The following is a 15162-nucleotide window of genomic DNA, read 5'->3' as shown; positions in this document are numbered from 1 at the left end:
TTTATTTGATCGGGATTTGATAGTTATAGAAAGAACGATTCGATTCCTTCTCTTTAAAAAAGAGAAGGTAATTGTTTTTCGAATCGAACACTTCCGAAAACTGAGGACCTAACTTCGTTTTGAAAGTGTTGAAGTCTTCGTCGTTGGAGACAGCTCTCTTAAAAATCCAAGAATCGTTTCTTTCGATTCCGTTCGCATCAAAATAACTCAAATTGAGATCGATCCCATATTCTCCGGAAGCTAGGATAGAATAACTTCCTTGAATGGCAGGAGAAAAACCTCCGCTCGCCGGGTCTCCTCCGTACATCTCTGAAAAACTGAAAGTATTGTCCGCTTTGAAATAAACGGGAAGCACCAGTTCTCCGTCGTAAAAATTGATCGATCCGGATTCGTTCGATTTGATGAGTTTACGAAAAGCCCAATAATGACGGGAAGCTTCTTCGTAACCTGCGATCAGGGATTTGAGTTTGGGTTCGTTGGAAATAGGATACACTTCAAACTTCGATTTTTTCACTTCACCGAAACGAAGTTCGGAAATGCATATATCAGAAGATTTGGAGCCTGGAAAAAAATCGGAGAATTCTACTCGAATCACATTTCCTTTTAAGGTTTGTCCCAATTCCACAAATTGTTCGTTAGGTGTAGAACCGGTAAAGGAAACTTTTTTTAAATCCACCGTCACAGACTCTTGCGACTTCACTTTCATTTTGCCTTCTTCCGAATACATCACAAGAGAAGTGAGTTTAATTTTTTTTGCCTGTGCGTTTTGAGTGGCATCCGAAGAAGATTTAGCAAAACCGTTTGTGATTTGAATGGCAGAGAACTCGGCGTTCTTCTCTAAGAACAAAGCGAATCCTGAATCCAATTGTTTGGAATCGGCACAAAACACAGTGGAGTTCTTTCCATCCAAAACGAATTCGGGACTGAAGCGCCAAGGTTGTTCCGGATACAATTGCCCTACGGAAGTGGAATAATTGAGAGTGAGCGCTTTTTCTGCACTCGGGCCGCAATGAGAGAAAGAAAGAAGAATGAGGACGAAAAAGGAGAAAAGAGAAAGTTTCATGAATAGATCCTAATGTTTGGATACGACCAAAACATTAGGATCAATACTTCATTTAGGCAAGCGAAAAACTAATCGATATAATCTTTCAGTTTTTTAGATCGACTCGGGTGTCTTAGACGACGAAGAGCTTTGGCTTCGATCTGACGAATCCTTTCTCTTGTCACTTTAAACTGATACCCTACTTCTTCCAAAGTCTGAGCATATCCGTCATCCAAACCGAAACGCATGCGAATGACTTTTTGTTCTCTGGCAGGAAGTGTTTGCAAAACCTGCCTGATCTGTTCCGACAAAATGGAAGTGGCTGCAGAGTTCAAAGGAGAGATCACATCTTTGTCTTCGATGAAATCTCCCAATTCGGAATCTTCCTCGGAACCGACAGGGATTTCGAGAGAGATCGGTTCGCGAGCGACATTTTTCACCGCCTTCACTTTCTGCACCGGCCAGCCGAGTCTTTCTGCGATCTCGTCATTGGAAGGATCTCTTCCGAATTCCTGAACGAACAGACGGGTCTCACGAATCACTTTGTTCACTTGTTCGATCATGTGAACAGGAACACGGATCGTACGAGCTTGGTCGGAAATGGCTCTAGTGATCGCTTGGCGGATCCACCAAGTGGCGTATGTGGAAAATTTATAACCTTTTTTGTATTCGAACTTGTCTACGGCGCGGATGAGACCGATGTTTCCTTCCTGAATCAAATCGAAGAAATGCATCCCTCTGTTCGCATAACGTTTTGCGATGGAAACCACCAAACGAAGGTTTGCACGAACCAATTCTCTTTTGGCTTGCGCAATTTCCCGTTCTCCTTTGATGATTTTTTCGCCCCAGTCCTTGATTTCATGAACGGGGGAACCGGCTTCCTGCTCCATACGGCGCAGTTTTCTTTCGTTGTTTCGAATGTCCTTGATGACTTCTCTGACTTCTTCGATGTCACAGCCCATCATTCTTTCGATTTCATCCAAGTTTTCGTTCTTTTCGATGAAACGGTTCAGGCCTTTGATTTCACGAACATCATGTCCGTATTTGGCTTTGATCTTTAAAAAGTGTTTTTCGATCTCTTTGACGCGGAAAACCATCGATTTGATCTTTTGGGAGATCTTTTGAATTTCCTTTTGAGAAACCCCTATTTTGCGGATGGCTTCGTCGATTTTACCGAAAGACAGATCGATTTTTTCTTTGAGCTCTTTGTATTTTTTGGAGTTTTCTGAATATTTTCTGATTCGGTTCGAAGACTCGTTCAGTACTTTTTCATCCTGTTGGATGAGTTCCATATTCTCGAAGAATACTTTCTCCAATTTGTCCGCTTGCTCTTGGTTGAGAGCGTACATTTTGTCCACTTTCACCAGATCGTAGACTTTGATTTTTTTGGATTTGATCTTAGGGATAAGTTTGGCGAAGTTTTGGCGAAGGATAGAAGAACCTAAAATGGTCTCCTCTATGATTTTTTCTCCCTTCTCGATTCGTTTCGCTAAAAATACTTCCGTTTCTCCGGAGATCAAAGAAACCTTTCCGATCTCTTTCAAATACAAACGGATCGGATCTTCCGAACTGGAAGAAACATTGGATTCCCTTTTTTTACGAGCAGGTTTGTCCTTAGTTTCTTTGTTCGTTTCTTCTTTAGCGGTTGTTAAACTAGAAGACTCTTCCAAAGATTTTTTGGAATATTCCTCCACAATCTCGATTCCCATCTCATGGAGAAGTGTGAATACATCGTCTATCTTTTCCGAATTGAGGATTTTATCGGGTAGAATCTCGTTGATTTCGTCGTAGGAAACTTCCCTATTTGCCTTACCTATGGAGATAATCTTTTGTACTTCGGGTAGGCTTGCTAAATTTTCCATTTTTCTATTTATCCTCTATTAGACTTCTTGTGGTTGGAGTTTTCGAAGATACTCCCAAATCTTTTCTCGTTCGTTCTTCAAAAACGATAGTTCGGAGAGAAGCGCTCTCTTCTCTTCCAAAGAAAGGGAACTGTCTCCCATCTTCTTCGTGATCGTGCTCATCGCCAAATCATAGGAATGAACCTTATGCTGCCAGAGCAGTTCCTTGAACAATCGATCGTTCTGATTTTCATCTTGTGAAAATTGTTCCGCCACAAAACCGAGATACTCTTGTGGTATGTCTTCTTTGGAAAGGATCTCTGCTGGAGAGATCGTTTCATTTTGTAAAAACTTAGTATAAATATAATCCCATAGGAATGCAGAAGCATCGTCTTGGAATTCCATTTGCAGGATTTCGTCGGCGAAGGAAAAGAACTCAGGGTTTAGAATCAAACGGGCGATCATTTTCCTTTCGCAGATTTGTACCGGAGTCACCTTTTTGGCATCAACGACCGACCTGCTACCTTTTTGATTATCGACCGCGGGGGGGGTGGAACTTTTCTCCGCAACCGATCGAAAATCCTGAAAAATGGCAGAAAATGAAATTCCCAGTTGTTTGGCTCCTTCTTGGAGATACACCTGTTTGTCCGTTTCCTTCTCCATGGATTTCACAAATTCCATGAGCCGTTTGACACCTGCTTGTTTGGCCTCAGGCAAAGAGGCGGAATCGGTTCCTTTTAGGATTTCGGAGATCATAAACTGAGAAGCGGAACGGGAAGTTTCCAAAACGTTTCGAATCTCTTGTTTGTTGTGAGCGACAGAATAATCGAAAGGATCTTTTCCTTCGGGAACGGATGCCACTTTCACTTCGATCCCTTCCTTATTGAGAAGATTGACCGCACGAAACGCACCTTTGGCTCCCGCAGAATCGGAATCCATCATCAGGATGACTTTATCCGCCATGTTTTTCAAAATGCGGGCATGTCCTTCCGTGAAACCGGTTCCCAAAGGAGCCACTACGGATTCGATTCCTTTTCGGAAAAGTCCGATGGCATCGAAAACCCCTTCCACAACGACCGCTTCTCTGGATTTTCGGATGGGATCTTGCGCTAGATTGATATTATAGAATATTCTACTTTTATCGTAGATAAGTGAATTAGGACTGTTGATGTATTTGGCCTCTTCCGAGGCACCTAAGATCCTTCCAGAGAAAGCAACTACCCTTCCCTTGGTATCAATGACAGGAAACATCACCCTGTTTCTGAAAAAATCGTAAGGATCTTTGTTTTTATCCTGCCGTTTGAGAAGGCCTAATGCTTCGCCTAACTTCACTTCAGATTCGTTTCTGAAAATGTCCTTGATGATATTGGAAAAACCGGGAAGAGCGAAACCGATCCCGAAGATTTTGATGTCTTCTTCGTACAATCCTCTATCTAGGAGGTATTTATAGGCCTGTTCTCCCGCTTGGGTTTGGAAGTTTCTTTGGAAGTATTCTTTGGCTCTTTGAGAAATTTGAAACAGTGCTTCCTTTTTGCGATCCTCTTCCTCATCTTCTTTTGTTCTTTCTTGAAGAGGAATGCCCGAATATTCGGAAAGAATTTCCAAAGATTTGATAAAGTCTACCTTTTGGTAGTCCATCACGAAACGGAAGATATCTCCGGAGGCTTTGCAGCCGAAACAATGATAAAAGCCGGATTCAGGATTTACGCTGAAGGAGGGTGTTTTTTCGTTATGAAAAGGGCAAAGGCCTGTTAGGTTGCGGCCAGCACGACGTAAGGGTACAAACCTGTTGATGTAGGAATCAATGGAGACTTCCCGGCGAACTCTTTCTTTGAAATTTTGGTAAGGATTCACGGGAACCGCTCTTAACGAGATGTTAATGCTTGTTTTACGTGATGAGAAACCTTAGAGCCGTCTATATTTTGGCCTTTAAAAACTGCCATAACTTTACCCATCACCTTGCCCATATCTGAAGGGCCGGCAGCGCCTAATTCTTGAATGGCGACTTCTACCGCTTTTTGAATTTCCTCGTCGGAAATTTCGGCAGGAATATAACGGGCAATTACATCCGCTTCCAATCTTTCCTTGTCCGCTAGATCTTTTCGATTGGCTTTGTCGTATTCTACTGCAGTGTCTTTTCTTTTCTTAAAATTCGTTTTGAGGATCTGCATCACCGCCGGGTCGGATAATTCCGCAGCACCGGTTTTGGTGAGTTCGTACTGAATGTCCGCCTTCAAAAGACGCAAGGTTCCTAAAAGTGGCTCTTCTTTCGCTTTCAGAGCCAGCTTTAGATCGGCATTGATTGTCTCTTGCAGGGTCATGTTTCAGTGAAAAAAGATAAAATTAGAGTTTGTCTTTTTTTGCGAACAATCTCTTCTTTTTGTCTCTCTTACGTCTTGCAGCTTCTACAGCTTTCTTTTTGACAACACTTGGTTTTTCAAAGTATTCTCTGCGTTTGATTTCGCTCATGATACCAGCATTGGCACAATCTCGTTTGAATCTACGAAGCGCTGCCTCGATAGATTCCCCTTCTTTTAAATAAATCCCTACTTGTGGGGTCATAGACAAATAACTGTCCTCTCGTAAATGGTCTAAATTTTACAATAATTCGAAGACCGTTGTGTTGTCAATTCGGGCTAAAAGAAAATCAGAAATTTTCCATAAATAAGGTGCAAAACCGGTTGGAATCGTCCACAATTTCCTTTGTGACAGGGAAAAGCTGTAATTTGTAGTCCAAAATCATATGTTTTGAAGGAAAATAAATCGCTTCTAGTCTTTTGGTCGCTCCTTCCATGGTTTCCCCAGGGCAAAATAGGTAAAAAGAGCGCAAATTCATCTGAAAACAAAGCTCTCCCTTCCTGGCAGAAGATTGAAGAGTAGAAGAAACTTCCCTTAAAATCTCTTGGCTTTTGACCACACCCAAAGGTTTGAAAAAAGGAGAGAGATCTTGCAAGTGAAAGAGAGCTAAAATCCCTGTATTCACTTCTCCCTGAAAACAAGAGGCCATTTTGTGCCGAAATACTTCCGTAAAACTGCGAAAGCTCAAAAGAGTTTTTTCTCTTTGAGAAATCCCCATAGAAAGATAGGTCAAAACGGAGTCGGATAATTTGGACCAACGATTTTTAGGAAATTCTACTCCCATCTCTTGGATCACGATTCCGAATACGAACAATTCATAGTGAGGAAAACGAATGAGAACCGCCTGTAGGTTTTTTCCATTTTCTTCCCAAGTGGAAATGCGGGCAGGAACCATCGGTTTCGCCTCTTTTTCCAAATTTGCAATCTGATGAATGATTTTAAGAACGAGTTGGTTTTCTTTGGAACAATTTCCCAAACGAAACACAGGCTCCCTTTCGATAAATAAAAACCCGTAAATGGCACCTGCATTCCAAAAAGCGAGAGTGAGTTTGCGAATATGATAATCGGTCAGTTTGAGATCTGCGGAGGCTGTATAATTAGGGATGGAATCCATGGTATTTCCTTCTCAGTATCGGCCTATGCGACATTCTTTCCCAGCAGAAAGGAATTGCCTGTGGGCATCCCCCTCCAAAATGAGGAGAAAACCATCCGGGGCATCTAGTGAACGCATCTCCAAAACAAAAAAAACTCATCTCTCTATCTCAATTCATCATAGAAGAGCAACTCAAAATCCCTCATGCATCCGGAGAATTTAGCGCCCTCCTCAGCCATCTGGTTTATGCAGCGAAAATCGTAGGAAGAGAAGTCAGAAAAGCAGGACTTTTGGACGACATTTTAGGGGCTACAGACGATACGAACGTCCAAGGGGAAACCCAAATGAAATTGGACCAGTATGCGGACAATGCGTTCAATCAGTCCTTAAAAATCTGCGGACACCTTTGTGTACTCGCCAGTGAAGAACACGAAGAGATCATCCCTATTCCCAACGGATATGCGATGGGAAAATACACTATGTCCATCGATCCTTTGGACGGATCTTCCAATATAGACACGAACGTTTCCATCGGAACGATTTTTTCCATCCACCAAAGATTGGAACCGAACTCTAAAGAACCCGGAACGGAAAAAGACCTTTTGCAAAAAGGTTCTTTGCAAAGATGTGCAGGATACATAATATACGGATCTTCCACTATGCTTGTTTTGAGCACAGGGAAAGGAGTTTCGGGTTTTACCTTAGATCCAAGCGTTGGAGAATTTTTACTCTCTCATCCGAACATGCAAATGCCAGATAAAGGAGACATCTATTCTGCGAACGAAGGGAACGCAGGATATTGGAGTCCTGAAGTTCAAAATTATATATCTCATATTAAATCCATAGAAGGCGGAAAAAAGCCTAAAACAGGGCGTTATATAGGCTCTCTTGTGGCGGATTTTCATAGAAACCTTCTTAAAGGGGGGATCTTCCTCTATCCGAATGACACAAAATCGTCAAAATATCCGAACGGAAAACTTCGTTTGTTATACGAAGCCGCTCCTATGGCATACATTGCGGAACAAGCGGGAGGAATGGCGGTTACGGTGAAAGGAGAAAGAATTTTGGATTTGGATCCTACTTCCCTCCACCAAAGAACCACTTTGATCATAGGAAGCAAAAAAGAAGTAGAGGAATTTCTGACCTTTATTCCTAAAAATTAAATTTAGGTTTAGGAAAGATTTTTCTTTCCTATTGAGATTGAATCTCTAAAATTTGGTCAATCTGTTTAGGTTAAGGAGACCTTCTAAATGAATAGAAAAACATTAATTCTTGTTCTTGGTATCGCTATGGCATCTGGCCTTGTGTTCTGCAAAAAAGAAGAAGCAAAAGTAGAAGAGAAAGTAGAAACTGTTGAAGAAGCAGCTAAAACAACTGCTACTGAAGTAGAAAAAACTGTAACTGACGCTGCTAAAAAAGCAGAAGCAGAAGCTAAGAAAAAAGCTACTGAAGCGGTAAACAAAGCAACTGATACAGCAAAAGACGCTGCTAAAGATGCATTGAAAAAACCTTTCTAAGAATTCTCTAAAAAACCATTTTTAGAAATAGAACCAACCCAGTCAGTCGGGTTGGTTTTTTTATTTTTACTCTGTCATTTTGACACGAGCATGTAATTCCTCTTCCAAAGCGCATTTAGGATAGGTTCCCACCGAGAGAGCAGTACCGATATAACCGAAAGGATCTTGTGCGGAGATGATCTTCAAATCCCATCCGTTTACGATCCAAGGACATTGATAGTTTCTGTCTTTGCAAAGGATCTGAGCTGCCTTAGGTTTCGGGTAGGCCCACGCAGAAGGAGGAAACTTACATTTGTTTTCTACTTCCGCAACAGTTCTAACTCTTTTGATGGCTTGGTCGAATTCTGTGAATCGGTTGATCATCGGATCTGCGATGTCTTTTCGAAACATTCCTTTTTCCGTATTGTATGTGAACATCACTAAAAGTTTTTCGGACACTTGGTCCTTAGAACTTGTTTTTAAATTTTCGATCACATAACGGGCGATCTTCAAAGACTCAAGAACTGTCTCCGCAGTATCGTCCGAAAACTCCCCTTCTTCCTCCTCCTCATTGATGGATTCGTCGTCTTCCAAACCGCTTCCAGAAAGAAGATCTTGGTTGAGCTGATTTTTACGAAGTTCCTCCACATTCACTGTGGCGGGCACGGCGTTCGGAATTTCAAATTGAGCGATGGGATGACTGTTGATGGCAGTGGTCACTTCTTCAGGAAGGCCGAACTTTCTTGCGATCTCCATAGAAAGGGATGTGGTTTGGGAAAGGGATTTACCGAATAACGATTGTCTGTATACTCCGTCTTGGATGGTGCTGATATCGGCACAAAGTCCCGCTAAAAAAGAATAACGATTCACCATTTTAAAATTATAGTTTTTTTGGATGACTGAACCCAGAGCCAGAAGACCGAAATCGGCAAGATGGGAAAAAAATTCCTTATGATTCAATAAGATTCTGAAAAAAGCAAGAGCGATCGCTTTGGAATAAAATGCGTTTTGTATGATCCCCTTGAGGCTGGCCATTTTTTCCGTATTTTGTTCATAGAGGTGGTTGATGAATTCGTTGTTTCTGTCTGCGATTCTGGCCATCACCGCCTTGGATAAAACCATCTTCAGCATTTTCATCAAATCGCGGGACATCGCCAGTTTGAAGGCGGGGATATATTTGCCTTCCATGCTTTCCAATTTTTTGAGCATGTTTTCCTTGATGGCGACCTTTTCTTTGATCAATATATTGCCGCTTTTATCGATGACCGGTTCGCTCAGGGCAACAGAACCTAACAAACCATATTCTGTTGCGAACCGTTTAAACTCATTAAACTCTACAAATTCTAAACCGGTGCTTGTAATTTTCATGAAACCTTGCTTTAATAGTAGTATCTCAAATAGGAGATTGATCCGCAAGATTTTTGCTTTTCAGTCTCGTCTAAATGGTGTAGTTTTTTATTGTTCTGGAGGTCAATTTGGTTTCTTCAATCCCGAAAGATGCAAAGTCGGTTCAAGAGTTAAAAGAATTTTACAGACAAATGGTACTTATCCGCAAATTCGAAGAAGCTGCCGCAAAAGCGTACAGCGTCGGAAAAATCGGAGGCTTTTTACATTTGTATATTGGCCAAGAAGCAGTAGGAGTCGGATCTCTTGCCGCCTTGGAACCTAAAGATTATATCGTTTCCACATATAGAGACCACGGACATGCAATCGCAAGAGGATTAGATCCGAAACCTTTGATGGCGGAACTCTTCGGGAAAGCCACAGGAATCTCCAAAGGAAACGGAGGCTCCATGCACTTCTTCGATAAAAACGCACATTTTATGGGCGGTCATGGAATCGTAGGAGGACATATCTCCCTTGCTGCAGGAATCGCATTCGCATCCAAATACAAAAAAGAAGATTCGGTTACGATCTGCTTTTTCGGAGAAGGAGCGGCTAACATAGGTTCCTTTCACGAAGGATTGAATCTGGCAGCCATCTGGAAACTTCCCGTAGTATTCATTTGCGAAAACAATCATTATGCGATGGGAACCCCGGAATACAGAGCTTTGGCGGTGAAAGACGTTTCTGTCCGCGCTTATGCTTACGATATGGCGAGGGATCATATTGAAGGAGACGAAGTCAGAAAAGTAAGAGACCATGTGAAGGTAGCGGTGGACCGAGCCAGAAGAGGAGAAGGCCCTACCCTAATCGAAGTTTCCACATACAGATTCAGAGGACATTCCATGTCCGATCCTGCCAAATACAGAACCAAAGAGGAATTGGAATCCTACAAAAAGAAAGATCCTCTCTTCCGAGCCAGAGGAGAACTCGTCCAAGCGGGCCTATCAGAATCCGAATTGGATGCGTTCGACGAATCGATTCAAAAACAAGTGGATGAAGCTTACGAATTTGCGGAAAACTCTCCGGAACCGCCGCTCTCCCAACTGTTCCAACATGTGTTGGCAGAGGATAAATAAGATATGCCGATACTAACTTACAGAGAAGCTCTCAACAGAGCCATGACGGAAGAAATGGAAAAAGATCCTCTCATTTATCTTATGGGAGAGGAAGTAGGACATTACCAGGGAGCGTACAAAGTGTCCCAGGGAATGCTTCAGAAATTCGGGGAAGAAAGAGTGATCGACACTCCTATTTCCGAAAACGGCTTCGCCGGGATAGGAGTCGGTTCCGCAATGACTGGACTCCGTCCCATCATCGAATTTATGACTTGGAACTTTTCCCTTGTCGCTATCGATCAAATCATCAATTCCGCAGCTAAGATGAATTATATGAGCGGTGGCCAATTCCCTATCCCCATCGTCTTCCGAGGTGCTGGTGGCGCTGGAGGAAGATTAGGAGCCCAACACTCCCAAGCCTTCGAATCTTGGTATGCTCATTGCCCCGGGATGAAAGTGGTTTGCCCCGCTACTCCTAAAGATGCATACGGCTTACTCAAATCCTCCATTCGGGATAATAATCCTACCATCTTTATCGAATCGGAAGTGTTATACGGTTCCAAAGGAGAAGTTCCTGAGGCGGAATATACAATTCCTTTAGGCAAAGGAGAGATCAAAAGAAAAGGAACGGATCTATCCATCATCACCTGGTCCAGAGCCCTTTCGTTTTCGGAAGAAGCTGCTGCGATTTTGGAAAAAGAAGGAATCTCCGTGGAAATCGTAGACCTCAGATCCTTACGTCCACTAGATGAAACGATCATTTACGAATCCGTAAAAAAAACAAACAGAGCTTTGGTGGTAGAAGAAGGCTGGCCTGTCGCAGGATTCGGGGCGCAAGTTGCCTATCTCATCCAAAAGAATGCATTCGATCATTTGGATCATCCCGTAGAAAGAGTCACCCAAAAAGATGTTCCTATGCCTTACGCAGCAAATTTGGAAAGAGAAAGTTTGCCGAATGCGGAAAGAGTCGCGCAAGCGGTTCGAGATATGTTGAAATAGGAGGGCGACAGACATGGCAAAAATTCAAGAAATGACCCAACTTTCTCCCACTATGACGGAAGGAACCATTGTTAAGTGGATCAAAAAGGAAGGAGATTCCGTATCTCCCGGAGAAGTTTTAGCGGAAGTAGAAACGGACAAAGCAGTGATGGAAATGGAAGCCTACGATTCGGGAGTGCTTCTGAAAATCATCGAACAAGAAGGCTCCAAACTGAAAGTGGGCCAAGCACTTGCAATCATAGGAAAACCGGGAGAAGACGTTTCTTCCCTTTTGGAAAAGGCAAAATCTTCACAACCGGCATCTAGTCCTGGGAGTTCTCCTGCTTCGAAAGAAACTGTGGTAACTGCGGCAGAGGTTGTAGTACCTCCTACTGCAAAAACACAGGCAGATTCCAATTCTGTCTCCAAAGCAGAGCCTTCATTCCCTGCCAAACAAACAGCGGAGCCGAAAAAGGAAATCAATCCGGAATTGCGAGGACAAGCACGAATCCTTGCCTCCCCCCTTGCGAAATCCATCGCCATCGAACAAGGAATCGATCTGCATCTGGTGATCGGTACCGGCCCGGAAGGAAGAATCACTAAAAAAGACGTATTGGATGCAATAGGAAGCAAACAATCTTCCGGTGGAAGTTCCGTATCCTTTTCCATAAACGCTAAAGACGAAGTGATTTCTTTGGGAGGAATGAGAAAAACGATCGCCAAACGTTTAACGGAATCCAAACAAAACCTTCCTCATTTTTATCTGAATGCGGACATCAATGCGAAAGCTTTGGAAAGTTTCCGAGTTTCTTTGAACGATTTCAAAGATAAAAATCTGGGAGAAACAGCACCTAAAGTCAGCGTCAACGACATCATAGTGAAAGCTGTGGCCGCATCACTTAAGTTACATCCCAAAGTAAATGCGAGCTGGCAGGAAGATTCCATACTTCAATACGGAAGGATCGACGTGGGTATCGCAGTTTCTCTGGAAGGAGGACTTCTCACTCCTGTAGTCAGAAGTGCGGATAAAAAATCCATCTTTCAAATTTCTTCCGAAGTGAAGGAACTTGCAAAGAAGGCAAGAGACAGAAAACTAAAACCGGAAGAATTCTCCAACGGAACCTTTACCATTTCTAACTTAGGAATGTACGGAATCAGCAAATTCACTGCCATCATCAACGAGCCGGAAAGTGCGATTTTAGCAGTGGGAGGAATCGAAGACAAACCGGTAGTGGAAAACGGGGAATTGAAAGCGGGAAGAGTATTATCGATCACTCTATCCTGCGATCATAGAGTGATCGACGGTGCCGTAGGAGCGGAATTCCTAAGAACACTGAAATCCCTTTTGGAGAACCCAAGCCTAATCAGCGGAATCTCTTAATCTCTCTTCTTTCGTCTCTTCCGAACAGAATGTATTTTCATCTGTAAGGAAGAGACCCCCCCCCCCATCCGTACATTTTGTACATCACTTAGAATCATTATTACTCTAATTCAAATAACACTGATTTTAGTCTCAGGAAATGATCCGACTTGATGAATATCAAACTCTTGTTTCCAAATTTCCATAGAAATTTCAAAGCCTTTCCTAAGTTTGAATTCTATGAAAACAGTAAAATGGGAAAAGAAGTTCGAAACTGGAATCCCCACCATTGACAGACAACACCAACAATTATTCGATCTTACGGGAGAATTGATTAAAGCCACGGAAGAAGGAAAAGGAAGGAGAATCATCGTTGATGTTTTAAAAAATTTAATCCATTATACTCAGACTCATTTCGTAGATGAGGAACGAATCATGAAAGAAATTCATTACCCTCATTATGAAATTCACAAGAAAGAACATGAAAATTTCATTCAGGAAGTTTTGGTATCCACGAAAGAACTGATCGAAGGGCGTTCCATGCCTACTCTCAAATTGACCAATTTCCTTTCTCAGTGGCTTATAGAACATGTTCTAATCCATGACAGCCAAATCGGAGAATTCGCCCATCATTCCCAAGTGGAAAGGAAATGAACAGATCTCCTATCTCTGTCTACTCTCAGTTCGAAGGCTTTTTAGAAGAAACAATGTTTCTCACAACGATGGATGAGGATCGAAACATCAATGTGATGCCGATTACATTCAAATCTTTGGGAAACCTTCTGGGAGACACCTGCATTCAAATCCTGGTCTCAGAAAGAAGATACAGTTGTGAAGTATTGGATTTTGGAATTCAGGAATTCACTCTTTCCAGAGGGAAAAGACTTTCTCCTCTAGTAGAACTTTGTGGTACCTCTTCGGGCAGGACCGTAGATAAAGTCAAAGAATATGGAATCGAACTTTTGGAAGGAAAAGTCACTCAGGTTCCCGTTCTGAAACAGGCAGAGATTTCATATGAATGTAAAATTTTGGATTCCCTAGAAGAGGAATGTTTTATGGGATTTAAGATGTTTATCGGTTCTGTGGAGGGAGTCTTTCGGCACAAGGCCTAAGGGAAAATGTAGTACCTCTTACATTTGGGAATATGGTCGTCGGATACCATTTCCCGATCTTGTTTAGGAACTATGCAGCAAAAAAGTCAGCGCTTCTGATTTCGGAAAGAGGGATACGTACCACACCTTCTGCCAAATTGCCAATCACTACGTCGTCTTCCATTTGGCGGTTTTTATCCAACTCTACCATTTTTCCATCCTTCAGATGTAAAACGATATCAATTCCTCTGTAATGAATGTATCTTTCTAGTGTGTTTTTGAATTTGTGTGCTTTGTCCATCTGGTTTGTATCCCCTTTTTGTTTGTAACTTACAGAGGGTATCGTACGAACTTTAGGATTCCTTTAGAAAATTTTGTCTCATTAGAGAAGTTTTTTTTGACATAAGCACGGAAATTAAGGAATTATGTCTCATGCAGAAGTCCAATGAAGTTTCCTCCCCCAAAGGCGTTCGAAAAGCGGCCCTACTACTACTCTCTCTCGGAGGGGACCAAGCGGCGGAGGTCCTAAAACACCTGGACGACTCCATGTTGGAGGCGGTGATTTTGGAAATGTCCAAAATCAGAGCGATTTCCAAAGAAGAAAGAGCCAAGATTCTGACGGAATTTCATTCCACAATTACGGAATTGAAGGACGGAGCCAAAGGTGGGCTGGATGCCGCCAAACTCTTGCTAGAGAAATCCGTCGGTGCAGAGAAAGCGAATGTCATTCTTAAAAAAATCAACAAAGAAGAAACCAAAAACGACTTCGAATTTTTAAACCAAGTAGAACCTACTGTTCTGCAATCAATGTTATCTTCCGAATCTCCTCAGATCATTGCGGTCACATTGTCCAACCTGGACCCCAAAAAGGCAGCGGACGTTTTGAAACTTTTTCCGAAGCAGGACCAAGCCAAAATAGCGATGAGACTTGCCACCACTTCCAAAACCCATCCGGATGTGATTCAGAACATCGCCAAAATTCTGAAAAAAAGATACGAAGAAAGAGACCAAAGAGAATACTCCGAAGCGGGAGGAGCTCACGTACTTGCCAATATTCTAAATTTCATGGAAAAAGGAACGGAAGAGTCCATTTTACAAGAATTAGATGAATCTTCTCCGGAAGTGGCAAGCCAAGTTAGGGAACAACTTTATACATTCGAAGACATAGTTCAGTTGGATGCAAAAGAAATGAGAGTTCTCATCAACAAAATTGCGGACGATGAATCCATTTCCCTGGCCATTCGAGGAGCGGGAGATGAAATTAGAGCGAAATTTTTGAAAAATATGTCAGCCAATAGATCCGCAGACATATTGGATTCCATTGATATGAAACCGAGGGTGACTTTAAGGGAAATCAACGAAGCAAGAAGTAAAATCGTTCAGATAGCAAGAGAGCTGGAAGAACAAAATTTGATTTTATTTAAAAAAGAAAAAGAGGAATATGTCGAATAGTAAATAAATT

At 42.3% G+C, this 15162-nt stretch carries 16 protein-coding genes; 8 read left to right on the top strand and 8 right to left on the bottom strand.

The annotated features are described in order from the left end of the window. Position 1: 1 nt before the first annotated feature. The 6 genes from EHS15_RS13645 to EHS15_RS13620 form a co-directional block, all read right to left on the bottom strand. Entirely contained in the window at positions 2–1063 is a 1062-nt protein-coding gene (locus tag EHS15_RS13645; RefSeq protein WP_135761118.1) for an NADase-type glycan-binding domain-containing protein, read from the bottom strand. A 68-nt stretch (positions 1064–1131) separates the two neighbouring features. Beyond that, complete coding sequence (gene rpoD / locus EHS15_RS13640; RefSeq protein ID WP_135761117.1) at positions 1132–2904, bottom strand: RNA polymerase sigma factor RpoD; 1773 nt, start codon at positions 2902–2904, stop codon at positions 1132–1134. Between the two features lie 18 nt (positions 2905–2922). Then, on the bottom strand, positions 2923–4737 hold the full coding sequence (dnaG, locus tag EHS15_RS13635) for a DNA primase (protein WP_135761116.1): 1815 nt from the start codon (positions 4735–4737) through the stop codon (positions 2923–2925). Positions 4738–4748: 11 nt separating this feature from the next. After that, on the bottom strand, positions 4749–5204 hold the full coding sequence (locus tag EHS15_RS13630) for a GatB/YqeY domain-containing protein (RefSeq protein WP_135761115.1): 456 nt from the start codon (positions 5202–5204) through the stop codon (positions 4749–4751). Positions 5205–5226: 22 nt separating this feature from the next. Further along, positions 5227–5445, bottom strand: coding sequence for a 30S ribosomal protein S21 (gene rpsU / locus EHS15_RS13625; RefSeq protein ID WP_109019595.1), 219 nt, complete (start codon positions 5443–5445; stop codon positions 5227–5229). 85 nt (positions 5446–5530) lie between these two features. Beyond that, on the bottom strand, positions 5531–6355 hold the full coding sequence (locus tag EHS15_RS13620; RefSeq protein WP_135761114.1) for a hypothetical protein: 825 nt from the start codon (positions 6353–6355) through the stop codon (positions 5531–5533). 107 nt (positions 6356–6462) lie between these two features. On the opposite strand from EHS15_RS13620, the gene fbp reads away from it, so the two are divergent. Next, the gene (gene fbp, locus EHS15_RS13615; RefSeq protein WP_135761113.1) at positions 6463–7497 is read left to right on the top strand and encodes a class 1 fructose-bisphosphatase; all 1035 of its coding nucleotides are present in this window, start codon (positions 6463–6465) and stop codon (positions 7495–7497) included. 87 nt (positions 7498–7584) lie between these two features. Beyond that, entirely contained in the window at positions 7585–7851 is a 267-nt protein-coding gene (locus EHS15_RS13610) for a hypothetical protein (protein WP_135761112.1), read from the top strand. Positions 7852–7917: 66 nt separating this feature from the next. Here the strand turns inward: EHS15_RS13610 and EHS15_RS13605 are convergent, their stop codons facing one another. Beyond that, positions 7918–9198, bottom strand: coding sequence for a hypothetical protein (locus EHS15_RS13605; RefSeq protein WP_135761111.1), 1281 nt, complete (start codon positions 9196–9198; stop codon positions 7918–7920). 107 nt (positions 9199–9305) lie between these two features. On the opposite strand from EHS15_RS13605, the gene pdhA reads away from it, so the two are divergent. The 5 genes from pdhA (at position 9306) to EHS15_RS13580 (ending at position 13721) form a co-directional block, all read left to right on the top strand. Next, positions 9306–10292, top strand: coding sequence for a pyruvate dehydrogenase (acetyl-transferring) E1 component subunit alpha (gene pdhA / locus EHS15_RS13600; protein ID WP_135761110.1), 987 nt, complete (start codon positions 9306–9308; stop codon positions 10290–10292). A 3-nt stretch (positions 10293–10295) separates the two neighbouring features. Then, on the top strand, positions 10296–11270 hold the full coding sequence (locus tag EHS15_RS13595) for a pyruvate dehydrogenase complex E1 component subunit beta (RefSeq protein ID WP_135761109.1): 975 nt from the start codon (positions 10296–10298) through the stop codon (positions 11268–11270). A gap of 13 nt (positions 11271–11283) precedes the next feature. Next, positions 11284–12630 (top strand): pyruvate dehydrogenase complex dihydrolipoamide acetyltransferase, encoded by a 1347-nt coding sequence (locus EHS15_RS13590; RefSeq protein ID WP_135761108.1) that lies wholly within the window; start codon positions 11284–11286, stop codon positions 12628–12630. A gap of 219 nt (positions 12631–12849) precedes the next feature. Next, positions 12850–13263 carry a bacteriohemerythrin gene (locus EHS15_RS13585; protein ID WP_135761107.1) on the top strand — a complete coding sequence of 138 codons (414 nt, stop codon included), beginning with the start codon at positions 12850–12852 and terminating at the stop codon, positions 13261–13263. Next, complete coding sequence (locus EHS15_RS13580; protein ID WP_135761106.1) at positions 13260–13721, top strand: flavin reductase; 462 nt, start codon at positions 13260–13262, stop codon at positions 13719–13721. The genes EHS15_RS13585 and EHS15_RS13580 overlap by 4 nt, the downstream gene beginning before the upstream one ends. Positions 13722–13791: 70 nt before the next feature. Here the strand turns inward: EHS15_RS13580 and EHS15_RS13575 are convergent, their stop codons facing one another. Beyond that, positions 13792–14001: a hypothetical protein gene (locus tag EHS15_RS13575; RefSeq protein ID WP_135761105.1), complete on the bottom strand. Its 210-nt coding sequence runs from the start codon at positions 13999–14001 to the stop codon at positions 13792–13794. 131 nt (positions 14002–14132) lie between these two features. On the opposite strand from EHS15_RS13575, the gene fliG reads away from it, so the two are divergent. Beyond that, on the top strand, positions 14133–15152 hold the full coding sequence (gene fliG, locus EHS15_RS13570; protein ID WP_135761104.1) for a flagellar motor switch protein FliG: 1020 nt from the start codon (positions 14133–14135) through the stop codon (positions 15150–15152). Positions 15153–15162 lie beyond the last annotated feature (10 nt).

The sequence above is a fragment of the Leptospira idonii genome (genome assembly GCF_004770995.1).
In the GTDB taxonomy this organism is placed as follows: Bacteria; Spirochaetota; Leptospiria; order Leptospirales; family Leptospiraceae; genus Leptospira_A; species Leptospira_A idonii.
This window is presented reverse-complemented; position numbering and strand designations above follow the sequence as displayed.